22 protein-coding genes are annotated in these 20,072 nt (G+C 67.8%); 12 read left to right on the top strand and 10 right to left on the bottom strand.

Going from position 1 to position 20,072, the window contains the following annotated elements; genetic code table 11:
* Positions 1-29: 29 nt before the first annotated feature.
* Both ACN22W_RS38570 and ACN22W_RS38565 read right to left on the bottom strand, forming a co-directional pair.
* Entirely contained in the window at positions 30-866 is an 837-nt protein-coding gene (locus ACN22W_RS38570; RefSeq protein ID WP_419690283.1) for a spermidine synthase, read from the bottom strand.
* Between the two features lie 43 nt (positions 867-909).
* Positions 910-1,263: a zinc ribbon domain-containing protein YjdM gene (locus ACN22W_RS38565; RefSeq protein ID WP_419690282.1), complete on the bottom strand. Its 354-nt coding sequence runs from the start codon at positions 1,261-1,263 to the stop codon at positions 910-912.
* Positions 1,264-1,553: 290 nt separating this feature from the next.
* Between ACN22W_RS38565 and ACN22W_RS38560 the strand changes: the two genes are divergently transcribed.
* From ACN22W_RS38560 to ACN22W_RS38540, 5 genes are all read left to right on the top strand, one after another.
* Entirely contained in the window at positions 1,554-1,817 is a 264-nt protein-coding gene (locus tag ACN22W_RS38560) for an HPr family phosphocarrier protein (protein ID WP_048246517.1), read from the top strand.
* A 67-nt stretch (positions 1,818-1,884) separates the two neighbouring features.
* The gene (locus tag ACN22W_RS38555) at positions 1,885-2,106 is read left to right on the top strand and encodes a hypothetical protein (RefSeq protein WP_419690281.1); all 222 of its coding nucleotides are present in this window, start codon (positions 1,885-1,887) and stop codon (positions 2,104-2,106) included.
* Between the two features lie 139 nt (positions 2,107-2,245).
* Positions 2,246-2,788: a carboxymuconolactone decarboxylase family protein gene (locus ACN22W_RS38550; RefSeq protein ID WP_419690280.1), complete on the top strand. Its 543-nt coding sequence runs from the start codon at positions 2,246-2,248 to the stop codon at positions 2,786-2,788.
* A gap of 274 nt (positions 2,789-3,062) precedes the next feature.
* Entirely contained in the window at positions 3,063-3,731 is a 669-nt protein-coding gene (locus tag ACN22W_RS38545) for a peroxiredoxin-like family protein (RefSeq protein WP_412025691.1), read from the top strand.
* A 71-nt stretch (positions 3,732-3,802) separates the two neighbouring features.
* Positions 3,803-4,519, top strand: a complete 717-nt coding sequence (locus ACN22W_RS38540; RefSeq protein ID WP_419690279.1) for an SDR family oxidoreductase — start codon at positions 3,803-3,805, stop codon at positions 4,517-4,519.
* Between the two features lie 46 nt (positions 4,520-4,565).
* Here ACN22W_RS38540 and ACN22W_RS38535 read toward each other — a convergent pair whose 3' ends face one another.
* Both ACN22W_RS38535 and ACN22W_RS38530 read right to left on the bottom strand, forming a co-directional pair.
* Complete coding sequence (locus ACN22W_RS38535; RefSeq protein WP_048246522.1) at positions 4,566-5,471, bottom strand: LysR family transcriptional regulator; 906 nt, start codon at positions 5,469-5,471, stop codon at positions 4,566-4,568.
* A 233-nt stretch (positions 5,472-5,704) separates the two neighbouring features.
* Positions 5,705-6,706, bottom strand: coding sequence for a cupin domain-containing protein (locus ACN22W_RS38530; RefSeq protein WP_419690278.1), 1,002 nt, complete (start codon positions 6,704-6,706; stop codon positions 5,705-5,707).
* Between the two features lie 226 nt (positions 6,707-6,932).
* Between ACN22W_RS38530 and ACN22W_RS38525 the strand changes: the two genes are divergently transcribed.
* Positions 6,933-8,051 (top strand): alkene reductase, encoded by a 1,119-nt coding sequence (locus ACN22W_RS38525; protein ID WP_419690277.1) that lies wholly within the window; start codon positions 6,933-6,935, stop codon positions 8,049-8,051.
* Positions 8,052-8,134: 83 nt separating this feature from the next.
* Here the strand turns inward: ACN22W_RS38525 and ACN22W_RS38520 are convergent, their stop codons facing one another.
* The 3 genes from ACN22W_RS38520 to ACN22W_RS38510 form a co-directional block, all read right to left on the bottom strand.
* Complete coding sequence (locus ACN22W_RS38520; RefSeq protein WP_419690276.1) at positions 8,135-9,262, bottom strand: porin; 1,128 nt, start codon at positions 9,260-9,262, stop codon at positions 8,135-8,137.
* A gap of 193 nt (positions 9,263-9,455) precedes the next feature.
* On the bottom strand, positions 9,456-10,337 hold the full coding sequence (locus ACN22W_RS38515) for an endo alpha-1,4 polygalactosaminidase (protein ID WP_412025696.1): 882 nt from the start codon (positions 10,335-10,337) through the stop codon (positions 9,456-9,458).
* 107 nt (positions 10,338-10,444) lie between these two features.
* A complete protein-coding gene (locus ACN22W_RS38510) occupies positions 10,445-12,580 on the bottom strand; it encodes a glycoside hydrolase family 36 protein (RefSeq protein ID WP_419690275.1) in 2,136 nt (711 codons plus the stop codon).
* A gap of 388 nt (positions 12,581-12,968) precedes the next feature.
* Between ACN22W_RS38510 and ACN22W_RS38505 the strand changes: the two genes are divergently transcribed.
* Genes ACN22W_RS38505 through ACN22W_RS38480 form a run of 6 tightly spaced genes read left to right on the top strand, consistent with a single transcriptional unit; the run spans position 12,969 to position 18,748 of the window.
* A complete protein-coding gene (locus ACN22W_RS38505) occupies positions 12,969-13,871 on the top strand; it encodes an EamA family transporter (RefSeq protein ID WP_419690274.1) in 903 nt (300 codons plus the stop codon).
* Positions 13,868-15,163, top strand: a complete 1,296-nt coding sequence (locus tag ACN22W_RS38500) for a D-tagatose-bisphosphate aldolase, class II, non-catalytic subunit (RefSeq protein ID WP_419690273.1) — start codon at positions 13,868-13,870, stop codon at positions 15,161-15,163. The genes ACN22W_RS38505 and ACN22W_RS38500 overlap by 4 nt, the downstream gene beginning before the upstream one ends.
* A gap of 22 nt (positions 15,164-15,185) precedes the next feature.
* Positions 15,186-16,358 carry an SIS domain-containing protein gene (locus ACN22W_RS38495; protein WP_419690272.1) on the top strand — a complete coding sequence of 391 codons (1,173 nt, stop codon included), beginning with the start codon at positions 15,186-15,188 and terminating at the stop codon, positions 16,356-16,358.
* Positions 16,355-17,329 carry an N-acetylglucosamine kinase gene (locus ACN22W_RS38490; RefSeq protein WP_419690271.1) on the top strand — a complete coding sequence of 325 codons (975 nt, stop codon included), beginning with the start codon at positions 16,355-16,357 and terminating at the stop codon, positions 17,327-17,329. Before ACN22W_RS38495 ends, ACN22W_RS38490 begins: the two co-directional genes overlap by 4 nt.
* A gap of 34 nt (positions 17,330-17,363) precedes the next feature.
* The gene (locus ACN22W_RS38485; RefSeq protein ID WP_226800701.1) at positions 17,364-18,176 is read left to right on the top strand and encodes a DeoR/GlpR family DNA-binding transcription regulator; all 813 of its coding nucleotides are present in this window, start codon (positions 17,364-17,366) and stop codon (positions 18,174-18,176) included.
* A gap of 32 nt (positions 18,177-18,208) precedes the next feature.
* Positions 18,209-18,748 (top strand): GNAT family N-acetyltransferase, encoded by a 540-nt coding sequence (locus ACN22W_RS38480; RefSeq protein ID WP_419690270.1) that lies wholly within the window; start codon positions 18,209-18,211, stop codon positions 18,746-18,748.
* Positions 18,749-18,778: 30 nt separating this feature from the next.
* On the opposite strand, the gene ACN22W_RS38475 is transcribed toward ACN22W_RS38480, so the two are convergent.
* The 3 genes from ACN22W_RS38475 to ACN22W_RS38465 all read right to left on the bottom strand — a co-directional run bounded on the left by ACN22W_RS38475 (position 18,779) and on the right by ACN22W_RS38465 (position 19,792).
* A complete protein-coding gene (locus tag ACN22W_RS38475; RefSeq protein WP_412025703.1) occupies positions 18,779-19,000 on the bottom strand; it encodes a hypothetical protein in 222 nt (73 codons plus the stop codon).
* Between the two features lie 22 nt (positions 19,001-19,022).
* Positions 19,023-19,406, bottom strand: a complete 384-nt coding sequence (locus ACN22W_RS38470; RefSeq protein WP_419690269.1) for a hypothetical protein — start codon at positions 19,404-19,406, stop codon at positions 19,023-19,025.
* A 149-nt stretch (positions 19,407-19,555) separates the two neighbouring features.
* Entirely contained in the window at positions 19,556-19,792 is a 237-nt protein-coding gene (locus ACN22W_RS38465) for a hypothetical protein (protein WP_419690268.1), read from the bottom strand.
* Positions 19,793-20,072 lie beyond the last annotated feature (280 nt).

Below are 20,072 nucleotides of genomic sequence, written 5' to 3'. Positions count from 1 at the left end.
GGCCGCACGGGCCGCACCACCGGCGCCGCTTATGCGCCGATTTCCCATCGCCCGTGCGACTGCGCACGCCACACCAGCCGCCGCGGATCGACACCTTCCCCGTCCTTCATGCGTCTCGCGGTGGCCGCCAGCTTGAGTTCGCCAGCCTGCACACACGCGAGCGCGCGTTCGAGCAGGATGCGCAGCGACGGCAGCCGTTGGTCGCCCTTCCACGCGAACGCGACGAAGTTGTTGTCGTCGCCGCACGGCACCAGCGCATACGACGAACCGAATACCGATCGCAGCTGCTCGAGATGCCGCGGCAGCACCGGATCGTCGTCCATCAGGTTGATCGCCAGCACGCCGGCTTCGCTCAGGCGCTCGCGGCACGCGTCGAGAAATGCCGCGCCGGTACACCGGCCCGGCGTGCCGTCGGCGACAAATGCGTCGTGCAGGATCACGTCCGTCCGGATGTCCGCGCGGTTCACATGATCCGCGCCGTCGGCACATACCACGGCAAATCGCGCATCGTCGGCAGGAATCCTGAACACGTCGCGCAGCGCGATCACGTCCGGGTTGATCTCGACCGCGTCGATCGCCGCGCCGGGCAGGTGCCGGTAGCAGTACTTCGCCAGCGACCCGCCGCCGAGCCCGAGCATGCAGATATGCGCGGGCGCGGGCTGCAGCAGCAGAAAGCCCATCATCACGCGCGTATAGCCGAGTTCGAGCCGGATCGGATCCCCGAGCGACATGAAGCTCTGCGTGCCGAAATGATCGAAGTGCAGCGACAGCGCGTGCCGCGTCTCCAGCACGAAAGGCCGGTCGTCGTTCAGTGGCGTCGACAGAAATTCGACAAACGCGTCGTAGGAAGTGCGATCCTCTGCCATGCCCGGGTAGCCAGATGCAAACGATTGAGCGAAGCGTGCGCGCTCAGACCTTCTTCAGGTAGCAGGCCTTCAGCATGAAACCGCCCATGTCGGTCTTGCAGTCGACTTCGTGATCGCCGCCGACGAGCCGGATGCTCTTGACCTTGGTGCCCATCTTCAGCGTGATCGACGAACCCTTCACGCGCAAGTCCTTGATCAGCACGACCGAATCGCCGTCCGACAGCACGTTGCCGTTCGCGTCCTTGACGACGTCGCCCGCCGGTTCGTCGCCCGCTTCGGCACCGGCGCCGACCGACCATTCATGGCCGCAGTCGGCGCACACGGTCAGCGTGCCGTCCGGGTAAGTGTTTTCCATCGCGCATTGCGGGCAGGCGGGGGCGTTCATTGCGGCTTCCATTCGGGGGAGTTGAGTCGATCGAAAAAAATGCCGGGCGAGCAGGCATGTCGCCCCGGCGGCATCGACGCACGTGCCGACGGATCGGCAGGCCGGCGTCGGCGCACACGGCATTATAATGTAATACACATATATTGCCCGCCGTATTATAATCCCCCACTTCCTGCCGTTCATCGGACTTGCCAGCGATTTCACCGAGATTGCCAGCAAGTTCAAGCAAGATGGCACGCCCCGGTTACCCGATCGGCGCCGCGCACTGATCCCGACGACCCGTCCAGAGGCTATCCGACATCGTGGCAACCGTTGTGTACGTTGAAATCGGCCCCGCGTGGAACCGCAACCGCGGCGGCACCGCACGAAACGCAACCGTCGAAGCCGCACGCGGCTTCGAAAGCGACATCCTGATGATCGCGAACGGGCAAAGCGGCAACGCGAAGGACGGCACGGCAATCGCGTCGCTGCAGGTGCATGGCGGCGCATCCGCGCAGGTGCTGGCCACCGGCCCCGACGAGGAAGCGGCGCTTCAGGCGCTGCTGCCCCTGCTGCAAGCGCGCTGACCCGCGCGCGACGCGATGGCACGGCATGGCGCCGTCCATCCCCGAATCTCCATTCCACGAGGAAGCGATGAGCGACAACTTCACGTCAAACGCCCCGAACCTGTCAGCCTCCGCCATCTGGGCGCTCGAACGCCTCGCCGATGTTCGCTACGGACGCGATGCGCCGGCGCTCGGCTGGTCGATCGCGCGGGAGCTCGTCAACGCGGGCTTCGTCAATCATTCCGCACACGGCCGCTCCGGCGCGTCGATCACGCCCGAAGGTCGGACCTTCCTGAAAAGCCGGAAGTAGGTCGCACGCCGCGGCGAATCAGCTTGATACTTTTGAGCATCGTTTTGGCGATTTTGCGTCTTACGAGGATCAGCCTGCGCTTCTAAAGTGGAGTCACCCCGAACGAACGGGCCTCAACTTTCCAGTCAAGGAGCCAGTCATGAGCCGCATCGCCATCCCCGCCATCGAATCCGCCACCGGCGCAACCGCCGACGTGTACGCACAAGTCCGCAAGGTCGCCGGCGGCACCGTCCCCAACCTGTTCGCCGCCGTCGGCCATCTCGCGCCGAACGCGCTCGCGGCCGTGCTCAACGCCGAAGGCGTGCTCGCCGGCGGCACGCTGAGCAAGCAGGATCTCGAAACGATCAAGCTGCTGGTCAGCGCCGACACCGGGTGTGACTACTGCGTCGCCGCGCACAACCTGCTCGGCAAGATGACCGGCCTGTCGGCCGACGCGCTGCGCGCGATCCGCTCGCGCCAGCCGGACACCGGCGACGCAAAGCGCGACGCGCTGATCCGCTTCGTGCTGAACCTGCAACGGACCAGCGGCACGATCACCGACGACGAATTCGCGGCGATCCGCGAAGCCGGCTACACGGATGCGCAACTCGCGGAAATCTCGCTCGCGATCGCGCTGACGATCTTCACCAACACGTTCAACCGCATCAACGACACGGTCGTCGATTTCCCGCCCGTGAAGTAAGCGGTATCGCCGGCATCGGGACCGCATGCGTCCCGATGCCGATTCCCATCCCTGTTTCGACCGCGCCCGTCCCGGCCCCGTTGCCGCGACGGGCGTCCTGCGTCGATCATCGCCGCAACGCAGGATCCGCCGCCGGCATTCCCGCCGGGAATGGAAGTTATGCGCGTGCGCCCGCTACCGACGCAACAGCGCTTCGCCGAAGATGGATTCCACGACGAGCCGATCGCTCGTCAGCCACGCAACCCGACTTCCATTCATTCACAGGAGATTCGCCATGTCGCTCCAGGACAAACTCGACGCATTCAAGGCCGACTTCAAGGCGGGCAAGCCGCCGTACCACGCGCCGCCCGACATCCACCCGATCATGGAACGCGCGACGGCCGAACTGATCGCGAGCGGCCAGGCCGCCCGCGCGATCAAGGCCGGTGATCGCGCGCCGACGTTCCGCCTGAAGGACCAGGACGGCAACGACGTGTCGTCCGTCGACCTGCTCGCGAAGGGGCCTCTCGTCGTCACGTTCTATCGCGGCGTCTGGTGCCCGTATTGCAACCTCGAGCTGCAGGCGCTGAACGAAGCGCTGCCGCAGCTCCAGGCGCTCGGCGCGAACGTGGTCGCGATTTCGCCGCAAACGGCCGTCAACAGCCGCAAGTCCGTCCGCACGAATCATCTCGGCTTTCCCGTGCTGGTCGATGCACACGGCGAAACGGGCGCCGCGTTTGGCCTGCGCTTCAACCTGCCCGACTATCTGGTCGACCTGTACACGATGCTGAAGAACGACCTGCCGGCATTCAACAACGATCCCGGCTGGACGCTGCCGATGCCGGCACGCTACGTGATCGGCCAGGACGGCATCGTGCTGTACTCGGAAGTCAATCCCGACTACACGCATCGCCCCGATCCGTCGGACATGTTCCCCGTCATCGAAAAAGCCGTGCACGCGTGAGCGCGTGTCGCCGCGCCACCGCACGTGGCACGGCGGCGCCTTCCGTTTTCCCGTTTCATCTGGAGTCCTTGATGACCGCACGCACTTTTCTCGTCACCGGCGCGACCAAGGGGATCGGACGCGCGCTTGCCGAACGGCTGGTGCGCACCGGGCATCGCGTCATCGGCCTCGCGCGCGACGACGCGGAGTTCCCGGGCGAACTCGTTCGCGTCGATCTCGCCGACAGCCGCGCGACCAGCGCCGTGCTGCAAGCACTCGTGCAACGGCACACGATCGACGGTGTCGTGAACAATGTCGGCCTCGTGCGCCCGCAGTCCGTCGGCGACGTGACGCTCGGCGACCTCGACGACGTACTCGCGCTGAACCTGCATCCGGCCGTCCAGACCGTGCAGGCACTGCTGCCCGGCATGCGCGAGCGCGGCTGGGGGCGCGTCGTCAACCTTTCCAGCCTGACCGTGCTCGGCATCGTGCAGCGCACCGCGTATGCGGCGGCGAAAGCCGCGCTGGTGAGCTTCTCGCGATCGTGGGCACTGGAACTCGCGGACACGGGCATCACCGTCAATGCGGTGGCGCCCGGGCCGACGGAAACGGAACTGTTTCGCGCCAACAATGCACCGGGCAGCGAAGGCGAGCAGCGTTATCTCGCCGCCGTCCCGATGGGGCGCTTCGGCAAGCCCGACGAAATCGCGGCGGCGATCGCGTTCCTGCTGTCGGACGATGCCGGCTTCATGACGGGGCAGACGCTCTACGTCGACGGCGGCGCGTCGATCGGCAAGGCGCCGTTCTGAGCGGCGATCACGGGTCGGAGAAAACGGCGGCCGTACCCGGCCGCCTTCATTGCGCCGATGCAGGCTCGCCGTCCGCCAGCGTCTGTTCGACGAATTCGACGAACGCGCGGGCGCGGGCCGTCACGAGCCGGCCGGCCGGAAACACGGCCCACAGGTCGATCGGCGGCAGTTCCCAGTCGGTCAGCACGGCCTGCACGGCGCCGGACGCGAGCTCGGGCGAGAACATCCAGCGCGACGCGACCGCCAGCCCCATGCCGGCGATCACGGCGGTCCGCATTCCTTCGGCCGCGCTGACGCGCAGGCGCCCGGAAACCGCCACCGCGACTTCGGCACCGTTCCGGTTGAACGACCAGGTTTCGCCGCCGCCCCGCTGCGAATACACGATCGCCTGGTGACGGGCGAGATCGGCCGGCGCTTTCGGGATGCCCGCCCGCGCGAAATACGCCGGCGTGCCGACGACGAGCCGCGGGCTGCGCGCAATGCGGCGCGCGATCATCGACGAATCGACCAGCTCGCCCATTCGCAGCGCAACGTCGGTGCCCTCTTCCAGCAGATCGATGTTGCGGTCGTCGAGTGCGAGATCGATCTCCAGATCGGGATGCCGGCTCAGGAACGTGTCGAGCAACGGCAGCACATGCAGGCACGTGAAGCTCACGGCCGCGCTCACGCGCAGCTTGCCGGACAGGCTCGCGGACGCATCGCGCACCACGTGCTCGGCCTGATCGGCCTCGCGGATCGCGAGCTTCGCGTGTTCGTAGAAACGCTGCCCGGCGTCGGTCGTCGTGAGCCCGCGCGTCGAGCGCAGCAGCAGACGTACGCCGAGCCGCTCCTCGAGCTGCGCGATCGACTTCGAGATGGCCGGCTGGCCGAGATTCATCCGCTTCGCGGCCGCCGAGAACGAACCGGCTTCCACGACACTGACGTAGGTCTCCATTGCCGCGAGTCGATCCATGCGCTGCTTCTCCGTGTGCGGGTGCCGGGCGGCACGATCATGCCGGCAGTCGGCATGTCGTTCGCGCAAATTGTAGTACGACGCTCGCGCGAACCTGGATCGAACCGGCGGCTGCCGCGCTGTTTCTCGCGTCGGACGACAGCAGTTATGGGGCTCGCATCGAGTTGCTCATCGATGGCGGGCGGGCCCTGGCGTGACAACCGCACCCGGAACGGACACCACCCGATTCGGACCTACTCCGCGTCGCCGGCCTCACCATCATCCGGCGCCGCCGCATCGCGCCGGTCACCGAGCGACTGACGCCGCCAGTCGCCGGGCGTCATCCCCGCCCAGCGCGTGAAGACGCGGCGAAACGCGGCGACCGACTGGTAGCCGACGTCGGCCGACACGGCCTCCGCGCTGGCCGACGGCTGACGCAGCGCATTCGCGGCGAGGCTCATCCGGATGTCCGTCAGCAGGTCGGCGGCCGAGTGCCCGAGCTTCGACTGGAAGTGACGCATGAACGTCGCGCGCGACATGCTGCACAGCGCGGCCAGCTCGGGCAGCGTCCACGGCCTCGCCGGATCGTCGAGCATCGCGACGATCGCGGGCGCGAGGCGCGGATGGCCGGCCAGCGCCAGCAGGCCGGTCGGCGCCTGCCCCGATTCGCTGACCGCGCGCAGTGCGAGCGCGAACAACGCCGCCGACAGCGCATTCAGGATCGCGAGGCCGCCGAGCTGCTGCTCGAGCGATTCCGCACGCATCAGCTCCACGAGGGCGGTCAGCCGCGCGGCGGCGGCCAGCGCGTCGGGGGCCCGGCTGTCCGTCGCCGCGCGCACGACCAGATCCGGCGGCAGGTGGCGCCGGATCAGCCGGTCGTGCGGCGGCGCGACCACGAAGCGTCCGCACAGCATGTCCAATCGCTCGCCCGTGCCCGCGTTCTCGCCGATGAAAACGTGACCGCCGGGCCGCTTGATCGCCGGCACCGGCGGCAGCCCACTGCCGTCGTGCAGCACGTGCGGCGAGCTGTGCGGCAGCAGCACGAGGTCGCCGCTACCGAGTTCGCGCACCGTGCCGTCGTCGGGATTCTCGAGGATCGCGCGGCCGCGCAGCACGACGTGATACGGAATCTCGCACGCCGGCGACCGCTCGTACGTGACCGCCCACGGCGCGCCGAACGCGCAGCGGATTTCGAGCTTTCCCGTGACCGTGACGAGCGCGATGAAGCGGCTGAGCCAATCGGATTCGAGCGTCATGTCGATTGATGGAGGCGGATCGGAAGTGCGGCGCGCACGTCATGCGCCGCGTGAAGTTCCGATTATCGCGCGGGAAGCCGATGTCATCGCGTGCGGCAGCGTTGCGGGCCGCGTTGGTGCCGGCCATTCCGCTGCGGAATGGGTTTTATCGCCGCGGCCGGCCTTCTGGCGCGCGGCGTTCGGGACGAACATCGAGTCGTCCAACACCTGTTCCAAGGAGAACACCATGAACAAGCTGTTCAATCCGCTGAAGCTCGGCCCCATCACACTCAACCACCGCGTCGTGCATGCGCCGGTGACCCGCATGCGCAGCGAACCGGGCAACGTGCCGGGCGACCTGATCGTCGAGTACTACACGCAGCGCGCGACCGACGGCGGCCTGCTGATCACGGAGGCCACCGCGATCTCGCCGCTCGCGATCGCGTACGTGGATGCGCCGGGGATCTATACCGATGCCCAGGTCGCCGGCTGGAAGCGGGTCGTCGACGCCGTGCACGCGAAAGGCGCGCGCATCTTCCTGCAGCTCTGGCATGCGGGCCGTCAGGCACATCCGGCCAACACGGGTGGCGTGACGCCCATCGCGCCGTCCGCGCGGCGCTCGCGCGAACATGCGGCGATCCGCGACGTGCACGGCGAGATCACCGAAGCCGAGCTCGTCGAGCCTCGTCCGCTCGCGCTGCATGAGGTCCCGGGCATCGTCGAGCAGTTTCGCGCCGGCGCGCAGCGCGCGAAGGCGGCCGGTTTCGACGGGGTCGAACTGCACGCGGCGAACGGCTACCTGCTCGACCAGTTCCTGCTCGACGGCGCGAACGACCGCACCGATGCCTACGGCGGCCCGATCGAGAATCGCGCGCGCTTCCTGTTCGAGGTCGTCGATGCGACGGTGTCCGTCTGGGGCGCCGGGCGCGTCGCGGTGCGGCTGTCGCCGAGCGGTTCGTACGGCACGGTATCCGACAGCGATCCGCACGCGACGTTCGGTTATGTCGCGCGGCGCCTGAACGACTACGGCCTCGCGTATCTGCACGTGATCGAGCCGCGGATTCGCGGCAACGAGGAAAACGCGGACGCAAGCGAACACGACGTGTCGGCGAAGGACCTGCGCCAGGCGTTCCACGGCACGATCGTCGCGGCCGGGGGCTTCACGCGCGACAACGCGGAACAGATCCTCGCGGATGGCCACGCCGATCTCGTCGCCTTCGGCCGCATGTTCATCTCGAACCCCGATCTGCCGGAACGGCTCCGGACCGGCGCACCGCTGACGCGCTACGACCGCACGACGTTCTATGGCGGCGATGCGCGCGGGTATACGGACTATCCGTTTCATCGGGAAGCCGCGGTGGCGTGATGACGCGGGCTGCGGGTTGCGGGTTGCGCGGGCGAGCGTCCGGGAAATCCGCACGTTCGCCGTCGCACAGGCCGGCAGAAGGCTCAGAACCGGTGTCGAATGCCGACGATCGCGAGCAGTTGCGAATTCGTGCCGGCGTCGACGTTGTACGACCCGATCACGGCCTGGGCCGGCCCGCTCCCGTTGAAGCCGTTCGCGTGTTGATAACCGACAGTCGTATAGAGGTCGGTGCGCTTGCTCAGCAGATAGTCGACACCGACGTTGACCTGGTGATAACGCGCGGACGAATCGCCGTCCGACCACGTGAAGTTGTAGCCGACGATGGCCAGCAGCGCCGGCTGCGCCTGCCATTGCGCGAACGCGGAACCGTTCCTGTAGCGCTCCGCATGCACGAACGTCGACGACGCGTCGGGACGGTATTCGCTGAAGCTGAACGCCGCGCCGACCGTCACGTTGCCGATCGCATATTGCGCACCGGCACGCGCAATCCCGATCGAACGGGCCGACGCATACGCGCGACTGACCGCGCTTTTGAAGAACGAGTCGGCCGACGACACGCCGCGCGTCGAACGAATGGCATTACCGTTGTCGACGTGCAGATAGCCGGCCGCCGCGCTCAGCGGACCGTCGGCATAACCAACCGCGCCGGAATACACGAGGCCCGATCCCGACGCACCGGCCACGCCGCCCGGCGCGACCATCGCCGCGACCGTCACGCCGTGCCATGCCGCGCCCGTCCATTTGACCGCGTTGCTGAACGTCACGCTGCTGTCGTAGTTGTCGACGTCGCCGGGCGGCGCGAAGAGCCCGCTGAACGCGTCGGCCGTAATCGGCTGCACGAGGTCCGTGACGGGATCGTTCTGCCTGCCGAGCGTCAGCTTGCCCCACGTGTCGGACGCGATGCCGACGAACGCCTTCGAACCGAACAGCCGCCCGCCGTCGAGCTGGCCGCTCGCGACGTCGAAGTTGTTTTCCAGCGTGAAGATCGCGTTCATCCCGCCACCGAGATCCTCGCTGCCGGTCAATCCCCATTCGTTCGACGACAGCGCGCCCGACGACATCGACACACGCGACTGCCCGCCTTCCGCGTGATTCAGATAGGCGATTCCGGTATCGATCGTGCCGTACAGCGTGACCGATCCCTCCGCCCGTGCGGCGACGGAAAGCGAAGCCGCAACGGCGGCGCCTGCAATCAGCATGCAATTTTTCATCGTGTCTATGGATAAGTACTACGAATCGATATGAATGAACTTCAGAAGGAAGTCGGCCGTGCGTTGCGCATCGGTTTCGGGCCGCGCCGGTTCACGGCATCGTGACGCTCGCGCTCGCGCACGCCGGGGCACACGGCGTACGCGAGCGAGCATCAGCCACACGGGTTCGCCCGTCGCGGCGGGCGCTACCGGATCAGGATGCTTCGCAGCTGAACCGGTAGCTGTCGTCGAGCTTCTTCGCCAGCACGAGCGTGCGCATGTTCAGGGCGCGCGCCGCATCGCACAGCGTGCGCTGCCCGCTCGGCGTGCGGTACTTGCTCGCGTACTCGGCGTTCAGCACCGGCTTGTTCTTCGATGTGAACACCGTGTAGCCGCCGCACTCCTTGTGCTCGTTGCATTCCTCGTTCACCGCGAAATCGAACGACGGCTCGAGCGCCACGAGCTGGTCGACGTCGTTCTTCAGCCCGACCGCCAGATTGCGCTTGTGCGCCTCGTTGGCGATGAACACGTTGAACGCATACTGATCGCTGTCCTGCAGCGGGAAACCCGTGTCGTTCGCATAACCGTCGACGTTGTCGGGCTCGACGCCGTCGCACCCCTTCGACACCGCGCGATCGAGGCGGGCCGTCATGATGTCCCGGACGTTGCTCGAACGAATGTCGAGCCAGCGCTCGCCCTCCCAGTCGTCGAGCTTCTTGCCCTGGTCGGATTCCTTGAACTTCGAGAAATCGGGCCGCCAGTTCTCGGAACTCCCCGCCGAGAAATAGCAGACGACCTTGCGCCCGGCCTGCTTGAGCGCCGCGATGGTCGCCGGATCGGTATCGAACAGGTCGATGTCGTAGATGGCCACGTCGTAGGACGTGTTGAGCTTGCCCCTGAGCTGCCATTGCCACGTGTCGGATACGACGGGCGCCCAGTGCGAGCCGGCACGCGCGGGTGTCGGCGCGGCCGGAAGGGTCGCGGCAAAGGCCTTGGACGACAGCGGGTCGGACGACCCGTCGCCGCAGGCCTGCAGGATCGATGCGCACAGCGCGAGCGCCGCGACACACGAAAGGTTGCGTACGGTTTTTTTCATCGATGCTTCTCCAGTGGAGGGGTCGGGATGACGAATGGAACTGCGGGTTGCGGAACTGCCGGGTTGCTCGGTGACGCGAGATGATGCCGGGTGATGCGAGATGACGCTCAAGCGTCGAGCGGTTCGGCGCGCAGAAGCGCCGCATGCTCGAAGCGCAATGCGATCGCGGCCTGCCCGGGTGCGACGTGGCCGACCGTGCGATTGCCGTTCGCGTAGTCGACGATCCGGTACAAGCGGTCGGGCTGCAGGCCGCGCAGCGCGATGGAGCCGCTCCAGCGGTCGGCGTAGAACGCGTAATGCAGCACGCCGTCCTTTTCCACGACGTGCGCCTCCGGCTTGTCGAACGCGATGTCGTAGAGCTCGCCGCGATAGCGGCCCTCGGCGAGCCGGTGCGCGTTGTACACGCCGACCCAGTGCCGCCACGCCTGCTCGTGCTCGGGTGTCAGCAGGAACGAGTTCTTCGGCTTCGGATCGACGGGCCACGTGAACTTCGTCGAGATGACGGCGCCGACGCCGACCGCCGACGCGAAATCGCGCCCGCCGTCGCTCAGTTCGACGTGGTCGCCCGCATACGCGGACGACGCGCCCATCAGCGCCTTCAGCGTCTTGCCCTTGTGGCGAACCTGCCAGCTCGACAGCGGATCGGACGCGGGCGCCTGGTCGATATAGCGCATGTTGTGGAACGCGTACGCGGTGCCGCACGGACACACTTCGACGACGGCGTCCGGCTTGAGCGCATGCGCGGCGTCATGGAACACGCGGTAGAAATCCGCGAGATGCTCGACCGAATCCTCCGGCCGCACGTGCTGGTGCGCGGGGTTGTAGCAAGGCGCGACGCCGTTCAGGTGCTGGCCGTCGATCTTCATCCCGTCGAAACCCCACTCGCCGATCACCTTCTTCACGAGCGCGGCGATGTGCGCCTGGGTCTTCTCGTAGGCCGGGCACAGATAAAAGCTGTTCCACCACGTGATCGCCTGCGGCGCGCCGTCCGCGTCGAGCAGCAGCATGTCGGTGTTGTCGTGCAGTTCGTCGCTGCCCGGTGCGACCGCGAGCGGCGCGATCCACAGCCGCGCCTTCTGCCCGCGCGCATGGATGTCGTCGACGAGCGCCTTCATGTCCGTTTCGCCGGCCGGGAATTTCGCGCGGTCGGGCACCCAGTCGCCGGTCCGCCGTTGCCAGCCGTCGTCGAGCACGGCCCATTTGAAGCCGAGCGCCTGCACCTTCGGCAACGTGGCGCGCACGTAGTCGAGGCTGAACTGGCGCTCGTAGCCCCACGCGCACCAGATCGGCTCGTACGCGCTGGCCGGCGGCTGCGGCGAATGGAACCCCTGCGCACCCATCATCTGGCGGTAGGTATTGAGCGCGACGAAATAGTCGCCGTCGTGCAGCATCACGAACGCGGTCGGCGTGTCGAGCGTCGCGCCCGGCGCGAGCGTCACCGTCTTCTCGCCGCGCAGGCCGAGCGCGACTTCGTTGCGCACTGCCTTCACCGGCAGCGACACGAGGCGCGGCACGGTGTCGAGATGGCCGAGCGCGATGCCCTGGTCGCGCCGCCACACGTCGACGACGGGCGTGCCGCCGCCGTAGTCCGACGCGTTCATGCCCATGAAATTGCGCTGGTCGAAGCCGGCCTTCACCGGCTGCACCCAGTCGCGCCGGTCCGCATGGCTCGCGCCCGAATAGGTCCAGTAACCGCCCGCACCGGCGGCGGCCGGCAGCAACCGGTGCGCGCCGACGTTCCATGCGCGGATGTCGGCCGCCTGCGCGCCGACATTGCGAAACTGCGTGTCGATCAGCGCGACACCCGGCCGCGCGTCGAGCAACGTGACGCGCAGCGTCTTCTCGAAGCCGTGCGCCGAGCGGCCGACCAGCCGCAGCTGCCGCCCCGCGCCGAACGCGGTCGCGACTTCCGCATGCGCGGCGTCGACGATCGCGAAGCGGTCGATCGTGCGCACCGGCCGCGTGTCGGGCGCGGGGCCGTCCGGCGTGGGCGCCGGGGCCGGGCCGATCAACTGTTCGAGCGTCTCGCTCGCATCGAAACGGGTCAGCGCGCGCGTGCCGCCGCCGCGGCGGACGGCCAGCCGGCAGCGCATCGCCGGGTCGAACTCGATCACGAGCCGGTCATCGCGCAGCGCGACGCGCCGCGGTTCGCCGCCGTGGGCATCGCGTACGCCGATACCGACCAGGATCGGGCTCGCCGCGCCGGCGGCCAGCCACTGCACGAACGCGCGCCGCGTGGTCATTGGCGCACCTCGCGGCAAAGCGGCACACCGGCGTCGCCGACGGCCGGCACGCACCGGGCTGGCCGGGCGGCAAACCGGGCGGACCGAAGAAATCGAAAGGAAAAGCAAGCGTTCATACGAGGTTCCTCGTGAAGAAGGGCCGTGCGCCGACACATCCGCATCGTGCAGATCGGCAATCTAGTTCATCTTTCGTTTTCTTTCGTTTGTGGTTTACACTAATAACGAAAGATATCGAAAGAACATAGATTGGCGGCTCCCGGCAAGTTACTCTGACATTTCTTTGTGAAACACCGTCGGGAGCGGCCCGTCGATTGCTTCCGGCTATGCTCGCGCCGCGACAAAACGAAAGCATTCGACGGTTCTGAACCATCTTCGAAAGACGCGACCGATGCAAAACACCTGGCTTGTCCACGCGCTCGTCACGACCCTGCTGTGGGGCGTGTGGGGCGCATTCACCGGTTTGCCCGCCGAGCAGGGCTTCCCCGATACGCTGATCTACGTGGTGTGGGCGTTCACGATGATTCCGCCGGCGCTGGTCGCGCTGGGGCGCGCCGGCTGGCGCGTGCGCCACGACAGCCGCTCGCTGACGCTCGGGCTGGCCATCGGGCTGCTCGGCGCGGGCGGACAGATGCTGCTGTTTCGCGCGGTCGAATCGGGGCCGCCGTATCTCGTGTTCCCGATCGTGTCGCTGTCGCCGGCGCTGACGATCGCGCTGTCGTTCCTGCTGCTGCGCGAACGCACGGGCAAGCTCGGCCTGGCCGGGATCGTGCTCGCGCTCTGCTCGCTGCCGCTGTTCGATTTCCAGTCGGGCCAGGGGCCCGCCAGATTCGGGCTGTGGTTCGCGCTCGCACTGCTGGTGCTCGTCGCGTGGGGACTGCAGGCGTACTTCATCAAGATCGCGAACGCGTCGATGGATGCGGAATCGATCTTCTTCTACATGGCGCTGACCGGCCTGCTGTGCGTGCCGTTCGCGCTGTGGATGACCGACTTCGGCCGGACGATCAACTACGGGATCAGCGGCCCGGGCCTCGCCGCCGTCATCCAGGTGCTGAACGCGATCGGCGCGCTGACGCTCGTCTACGCGTTCCGCTTCGGCAAGGCGATCGTCGTGTCGCCGCTCGTCAATGCGGGCGCGCCGTTGCTGACGTCGGTGATCTCGATGGCCGTCACGGGCACGGCGCCGACCGGCAGCAAGCTGACGGGCATTGCGCTGGCGCTGCTGGCCGCGCTGCTGCTCGCGCTGCAACCGGAAAGCGCGACGGCCGCCAACGCAGCGGGGGAATCGGCATGAACTACCTGCTCGATCTCGTTCGCCGTCACAAACAGTCGCCCCGGCACGCATCGCGCGGCACGCCCGCGATCGGCATCCCGTCCGTGTGCTCCGCGCATCCGGTCGCGATCGCCGCGGCGCTGCGCGAATGCGCGGCGCTCGATCGCCCCGCGCTGATCGAGGCGACCTGCAACCAGGTCAACCAGGACGGCGGCTATACGGGGATGACGCCGCACGACTTCCGCCGCTACGTGTTCGACATCGCCAGGCGCGAACGCGTGAGCCCCGACGCGATCCTGCTCGGCGGCGATCACCTGGGCCCGAACGCGTGGCGCCGGTTGCCGGCCGCGCACGCGATGGACAAGGCCGCGACGATGGTCGCGCAGTACGTCGCAGCCGGTTTCCGCAAGCTGCATCTCGACTGCTCGATGTCGTGCGCGGACGATCCGTCGCCGTTGCCCGAAGCCGAGATCGCGGCGCGCGCCGTGCGCCTGTGCCGCGCCGCCGAACACGCGTGGGCGGCCGGCTCGCCGCGCGGCGAGGCGCCGGTCTACGTGATCGGCACGGAGGTGCCGGTGCCCGGCGGCGCGCACGAGACGCTCGACGCGCTGGCCGTCACCGCGCCGGACGCGGCCGGCGCGACGCTGGCGCTGCACCGCGATGCATTCGCGCGCGCGGGCCTCGACGATGCGTGGTCGCGCGTGATCGCGATGGTCGTGCAGCCCGGCGTCGAGTTCGATCATCACCAGGTCATCGACTACGACGCCGGCAAGGCCCGCGCACTGAGCGCGTTCATCGAGGACGAACCCGCGCTCGTGTTCGAAGCGCATTCGACCGACTACCAGACGCCCGACAATCTCGCGCAACTCGCGCGCGATCACTTCGCGATCCTGAAGGTTGGACCGGGCGTGACCTTCGCGATGCGCGAAACGCTGTGGGCGCTCGCCGCAATCGAGCGCGAATGGCTCGGCGGCGACGACGGCTTCATCGCGACCGTGCTCGGCGTGATGCGCGACGAACCCGCGCACTGGCGCGACTACTACGCGGCCGGCACACAGCTCGATCTCGACCTCGCTTACAGCCTGAGTGACCGGATCCGCTACTACTGGACCCATCCGGCCGTGCAGCGCGCGTGTGCCGACCTGCTCGCGCGTCTCGACGCGTCGCCGCCACCGCTCACGCTGGTCAGCCAGCATCTGCCGCGCCAGTACGAGGCCGTCCGCGAAGGACGGCTCGACCTGCGTGCCGGCGCCCTGTTGCAAGACGGCACGGCCGCCGCCGTCCGTCCGTATCTTCACGCGTGTGCCGCGTGACCGACTCTCCTCTGAACTGCTCATGGAATTTCTCGATCTCGATCCCGCCGACCTTGCCCGCCGCCACGCCGCCCACACCGCGCGCGAAATCGCCCAGCAGCCCGACGTATGGCCCGACGTTCACGCGGTCGTCGACGCACAACGCGCGAAGCTCGACGCATTTCTCGTGCCGCTTCTCGCCGATCCCGGCCTGCGCATCGTCCTGACGGGCGCCGGCAGCTCGGCCTTCATCGGACAGTGCCTCGTCCCCGCGCTGCGCCACCGCTTCGGCGGCCGCGTCGAAGCGGTGGCCACCACCGACATCGTCGCGTGCCCCGGCGAAACGCTGCAGCCCGGTGTGCCGACGCTGCTCGTCTCGTTCGCGCGCTCGGGCAACAGCCCCGAAAGCGTCGCGGCCGTCGAGCTGGCGGACCGCTTCGTCGACGATTGCCACCACCTCGTGTTCACATGCGCGGCCGACGGCATGCTGAACCGGCACCTCGGCACGCATCCGCGCGCGCACGTCGTGCTGCTGCCGGAGGCCACGCACGACCAGGCGTTCGCGATGACGTCCAGTTTCAGCGGCATGCTGCTCGGCGCGGCCTGGGCCTTCGACGTGGCCGGCATGCCGGTCGAACCGCTGGCCGACGCCGCGCGCACGCTGCTGCGCGAGCAGGCATCGCGGATCGCCGCGCACGTGCGGCAGTTGCCCGAGCGCGTCGTCTATCTCGGCAGCGGCGCCCTGCTCGGGCTCGCGCGCGAAGCCGCGCTGAAGCTGCTGGAGCTGACCGACGGGCTGATCGTCGCGATGGCCGAATCGCCGCTCGGCTTCCGGCACGGCCCGAAGACGTTCCTGGACGAGCGCACGCTCGTCGTCGTGCTGCTGTCCGGCAATCCGCATACGCGCCGCTACGATCTCGACCTGCTGCGCGAACTGCGGCGCGAAAACCGTGCGGCCGGCATACTGTCGGTCGGCGTCGCGCCGGCCGACGGCACCGCAACATTGCCGCCGTCCGACGACGACCTGACCGTGCCGCTACCGCCTGGCCTGCCCGATCTCGCGCTCGCGCCCGTCGCGCTGATTCTCGCGCAGTGCTTCGCGCTGCTCGCATCGCTGCGGCTCGGGCTCACACCCGACAATCCGAGCGCATCCGGCACCGTCAACCGCGTCGTGGCGGGCGTCACCATTCATCCGTATGCGGAGCAGCCCACATGACTCCACTCTTTCTCGGCATCGATGGCGGCGGCACGAAAACCGCCTTCATGGTGATCGACCAGCAAGGTCGTATCCTCGCGCGCCATGAGACGACCACCAGCTACTACCTCGAAATCGGCATGGACCCGCTGCGCGCGCTGCTCGCCGACGGCGTGCACGCGGTGCTGGCCGCGGCGGACGTCGCGCGCGACGAGATCGCGTATGCGTTCGCCGGCTTGCCCGCCTATGGCGAGGACAGCCGCCTGCTGCCCGAACTCGACGGCCTGCTCGCCCCGTTGTTCGACCACGGCCGCTACCGGATCGGCAACGACATGGTGTGCAGCTGGGCCGGCACGCTGGCCGGCGGCGACGGTATCAGCATCGTCGCCGGCACCGGGTCGATCGCATACGGGCAGCTCGAAGGCCGCACCGCGCGCTGCGGCGGCTGGGGCGAGATCTTCGGCGACGAGGGCTCGGCGTATTGGCTCGCGCGCGAAGGACTCGCCGCGTTCTCGCGGATGGCCGACGGCCGCGCCGCGCGCGGGCCGCTGTTCGACATCGTGCGTGCGCACTTCTCGCTCGAACACGACCTCGACCTGTGCGCGGCGGTGAATTCGGGCGCCGTGCGCAGCCGCTTCGCGCAGTTGTCGCGGCTCGTGATCGATGCGGCGCGCGCGGGCGACGCGCACGCGCATGCGCTGATCGAACGTGCGGCCGACGAACTCGCGCGGCTCGCAGCCGGCGTCGCGCGCGCGCTCGACTGGCCGCCCGGCCAGCCGCTGCCCGTGTCGTATTCGGGCGGCGTGTTCAACGCGGGGGCACTCGTGCTCGATCCGCTGCGCGACGCGCTCACCCGCGTCGTGCCGCACGCCGTGCTCACCGCGCCGCGGCTCGGCCCGCATGTCGGCGCGGCCGTGCATGCGGCCCGGCTGGCGGGCCGGCCGCTCGGCCCGTCGGCATTGCGTGCGCTCCAGCCCGGGCAGGGGTTTTGATATCATTTCGGCTCCCTGTCTTGCCGAAATGGACATGCCCGCTCACCGAGTGCCTCCATCGCCCGCCGTCGATCACGCGCCGCTGCTTGTCGAGGAACGTCGACGCCTGATCTGCGAACTGGTGCGCGAACGGGAGAAAGTCACCGTCGAGGAGCTGTCCGAGCGTTTCGGCATTTCGCTCGTCACGGTGCGCAGCGACCTGAATGCGCTCGCGGCGGCCGGCGCGGTGCTGCGCACGCACGGCGGCGCGCTCGTGCTGCGCGAGAGCGATGAGGTGCCGATCGCGGTCAAGCAGAAGCTCCGTCACGCGGAGAAGGTGCGGATCGCGACGGCCGCTGCCGCGTTGATCGGCGACGGCGAAACGATCCTGCTCGACTCGGGCAGCACGACCGAGGAAATCGCGAAGCAGATCCTCGCGATGAAGCTGCAGTCGCTGAACGTGATCACGAATGCGCTGAACGTGGCCGTGCTGCTCGCGGCCGCGCCGCACATCAACCTGATCATGCCGGGCGGTCAGCTGCGGCCGAATTCCTATTCGCTGTCGGGTCCGCAGGCCGTCGTCGCGCTGCAAGGGCTGTACGCGGACCGGCTGTTCCTCGGTGTCGACAGCCTCGACCCCGAGATTGGCCTGATGACGCCGCACCTGCTCGAAGCGCAGCTCAACGCGCAGATGCTGAAGATCTCGCGCCAGGTGATCGCGGTAGCCGATTCATCAAAGCTGATGAAGCGCAACCTGTCGGTGATCGCGAGCGTCGAGCAGCTCGACATGCTGATCACCGATACGGGCGCCGATCCGGCCGTGGTCGACGACCTTCGGCAACGCGGCATCGACGTGCTGACGGTCTAGCCGTTCCATTCAACGCCTCCCCGGAAACCACGATGCCGCCCGTCTCTTCCCCGCCCGTTCTCGACACGCCACGCCTCGTCCTCGAAGGCCATCCGCTCGGCGATTTCGACGCGCTCGCCGCGATGTGGGCCGAGCCGGAGGTCGTCGAGCACATCTTCAACGGCAAGCCGTCCGCGCCGCGCGACTCGTGGATGCGCATGCTCGCGTATCGCGGGCTGTGGCCGCTGCTCGGTTACGGCTACTGGGCGATTCGCGAGAAAGCGTCAGGCCGCTATGTCGGCGATCTCGGCTTCGCGGATTTCCACCGGATCGTCGAACCGTCGATTCGCGGCGTGCCGGAAGCCGGCTGGGCGATCGCGACGTGGGCGCACGGCAAGGGCTACGCGACCGAGGCGCTCGCGGCCGCGCTTGCATGGCTCGACGGGCAGCAGCGGTTCGAGCGCAGCGTGTGCCTGATCGCGCCGACGAATGCCGCGTCGATCCGGGTCGCGGAGAAAGCCGGGTATGGCGAGCCGACGCGGATCCGCTTCAATGACGCCGATTCGCTGCTGTTTTCACGCAAGAGCCGGTAGGCGCGGGCGTCCCGGCCGCCCGGAATCGAGTCACCCCGCCACCGGTTCGTAGAAATGCTCGAAGTGGCCGTGGTCCATCGGCCAGCAGTTTCCGCACTCGTCGAGCAGGATCCAGTCGCCCGGCATCACCGCACGCCAGCCTTCCGGCGTCGCGACCGCCCACATGCCCTGATGGCGCTCCACCCGGTCATGGTCGCCGTCGACGAACCACCGGGTTGCCTCGACATGACTGGTGCGTTTTCTGAATCTCATGTCACCTCTTGGGAAACGAATATCAGCCTCGCGTGGCCGGCCGGGCAGCGAATCGCGTACCCGCGCGGGAAGAAACACAGCGCGATGCCGCAGCGCCTGCGTCGAGCGACCGCTGGTGCGCCTTCAGCTCGCTCGTCGCCACCCCGGTCTCGTGCAACGCCATCCGGCCCTCGGCGACGAGCGCCAGCAACGTTTCGCGTGCGGCGGTGGAGATCCGGACATCGATCTCCTGCATTCTCCTGAGCGCCGCAAGAACCTCGTCCGGTTGATCGGGCGCAAGCGCAGCCACGAACCTCAAACGTGTCTCGGCGGCCCGGACGGCCTCGCTCCAGTCGGCCCGCTCAACCGCGACTTCAATTGCGTTCGTGAGCGCATCGAGACTCTGGACGACTTGCAGCGTTACCATTTCGCACTCCTGTCAATAGCTCGTTGTCCGATTGCCTGCCCGTCGAGAGCCGGTACGACGCGAACCCGACCCGTACGCGTTCGATTCCGGGCACGCGCGAGATGACTCGATGCTTCGATACGACCGGGAAACAGAGGCGTCACGGGACGTCACGCGCACGTGTCAGGTCCGGGAATTGTAGGGAACGATACGTGGCGACGTCGGTAATATTTTGTATTGATATGTTGAGTAACCTTGCCTGGCCTCGCATCGGCCCGCGCGGGCGACGTTCGTGGCAGCTGGTTTTCGCAAACGTTTTCGCCTGAAGAATGCCCGAACACGGCCTTGCCGAACTGTTCGGACGGGATGCGCGACAGCGCCGTCAGCAGCACCGCGAGATTCTGCATCCCGCACTGCATGCCATGCTTGCCGTACGCCAACGATCGTGCCAGCGGCATGCACGCCGTACACGGAGCCGGATTTACAACCCGGCTTCGTCGCGAAGCACAACCCGATCAGCGGCCCCTCATCCCGCTTGACTTCATCGACGAGCCCGTCGTAAATACCTCGACGACCGGGCGATCGACACCCGCGGCCTGCCCGCCCGGTCGAATCGCTTCCGGCCGCTCGCGGGCAGCGTGGTGCCTGTCGAGAAGCCGATCACGTCCCTCCGCGCCCATTGACGAG

The sequence above is a fragment of the Burkholderia theae genome (assembly GCF_048565265.1).
Lineage (GTDB): Bacteria > Pseudomonadota > Gammaproteobacteria > Burkholderiales > Burkholderiaceae > Burkholderia > Burkholderia theae.
Note: the sequence above shows the minus strand (reverse complement) of the source record. Positions and strands in the feature narration are given on the sequence as shown.

What these genes read in the sequence shown, in the direction of transcription:
- ACN22W_RS38570 (WP_419690283.1), bottom strand. Translation starts at nt 866, where the DNA reads ATGGCAGAGGATCGCACTTCCTACGACGCGTTTGTCGAATTTCTGTCG.
- ACN22W_RS38565 (WP_419690282.1), bottom strand. Translation starts at nt 1,263, where the DNA reads ATGGAAGCCGCAATGAACGCCCCCGCCTGCCCGCAATGCGCGATGGAA.
- ACN22W_RS38555 (WP_419690281.1), top strand. Translation starts at nt 1,885, where the DNA reads ATGAGCGACAACTTCACGTCAAACGCCCCGAACCTGTCAGCCTCCGCC.
- ACN22W_RS38550 (WP_419690280.1), top strand. Translation starts at nt 2,246, where the DNA reads ATGAGCCGCATCGCCATCCCCGCCATCGAATCCGCCACCGGCGCAACC.
- ACN22W_RS38545 (WP_412025691.1), top strand. Translation starts at nt 3,063, where the DNA reads ATGTCGCTCCAGGACAAACTCGACGCATTCAAGGCCGACTTCAAGGCG.
- ACN22W_RS38540 (WP_419690279.1), top strand. Translation starts at nt 3,803, where the DNA reads ATGACCGCACGCACTTTTCTCGTCACCGGCGCGACCAAGGGGATCGGA.
- ACN22W_RS38535 (WP_048246522.1), bottom strand. Translation starts at nt 5,471, where the DNA reads ATGGATCGACTCGCGGCAATGGAGACCTACGTCAGTGTCGTGGAAGCC.
- ACN22W_RS38530 (WP_419690278.1), bottom strand. Translation starts at nt 6,706, where the DNA reads ATGACGCTCGAATCCGATTGGCTCAGCCGCTTCATCGCGCTCGTCACG.
- ACN22W_RS38525 (WP_419690277.1), top strand. Translation starts at nt 6,933, where the DNA reads ATGAACAAGCTGTTCAATCCGCTGAAGCTCGGCCCCATCACACTCAAC.
- ACN22W_RS38520 (WP_419690276.1), bottom strand. Translation starts at nt 9,262, where the DNA reads ATGAAAAATTGCATGCTGATTGCAGGCGCCGCCGTTGCGGCTTCGCTT.
- ACN22W_RS38515 (WP_412025696.1), bottom strand. Translation starts at nt 10,337, where the DNA reads ATGAAAAAAACCGTACGCAACCTTTCGTGTGTCGCGGCGCTCGCGCTG.
- ACN22W_RS38510 (WP_419690275.1), bottom strand. Translation starts at nt 12,580, where the DNA reads ATGACCACGCGGCGCGCGTTCGTGCAGTGGCTGGCCGCCGGCGCGGCG.
- ACN22W_RS38505 (WP_419690274.1), top strand. Translation starts at nt 12,969, where the DNA reads ATGCAAAACACCTGGCTTGTCCACGCGCTCGTCACGACCCTGCTGTGG.
- ACN22W_RS38500 (WP_419690273.1), top strand. Translation starts at nt 13,868, where the DNA reads ATGAACTACCTGCTCGATCTCGTTCGCCGTCACAAACAGTCGCCCCGG.
- ACN22W_RS38495 (WP_419690272.1), top strand. Translation starts at nt 15,186, where the DNA reads ATGGAATTTCTCGATCTCGATCCCGCCGACCTTGCCCGCCGCCACGCC.
- ACN22W_RS38490 (WP_419690271.1), top strand. Translation starts at nt 16,355, where the DNA reads ATGACTCCACTCTTTCTCGGCATCGATGGCGGCGGCACGAAAACCGCC.
- ACN22W_RS38485 (WP_226800701.1), top strand. Translation starts at nt 17,364, where the DNA reads ATGCCCGCTCACCGAGTGCCTCCATCGCCCGCCGTCGATCACGCGCCG.
- ACN22W_RS38480 (WP_419690270.1), top strand. Translation starts at nt 18,209, where the DNA reads ATGCCGCCCGTCTCTTCCCCGCCCGTTCTCGACACGCCACGCCTCGTC.
- ACN22W_RS38475 (WP_412025703.1), bottom strand. Translation starts at nt 19,000, where the DNA reads ATGAGATTCAGAAAACGCACCAGTCATGTCGAGGCAACCCGGTGGTTC.
- ACN22W_RS38470 (WP_419690269.1), bottom strand. Translation starts at nt 19,406, where the DNA reads ATGGTAACGCTGCAAGTCGTCCAGAGTCTCGATGCGCTCACGAACGCA.
- ACN22W_RS38465 (WP_419690268.1), bottom strand. Translation starts at nt 19,792, where the DNA reads ATGCAGAATCTCGCGGTGCTGCTGACGGCGCTGTCGCGCATCCCGTCC.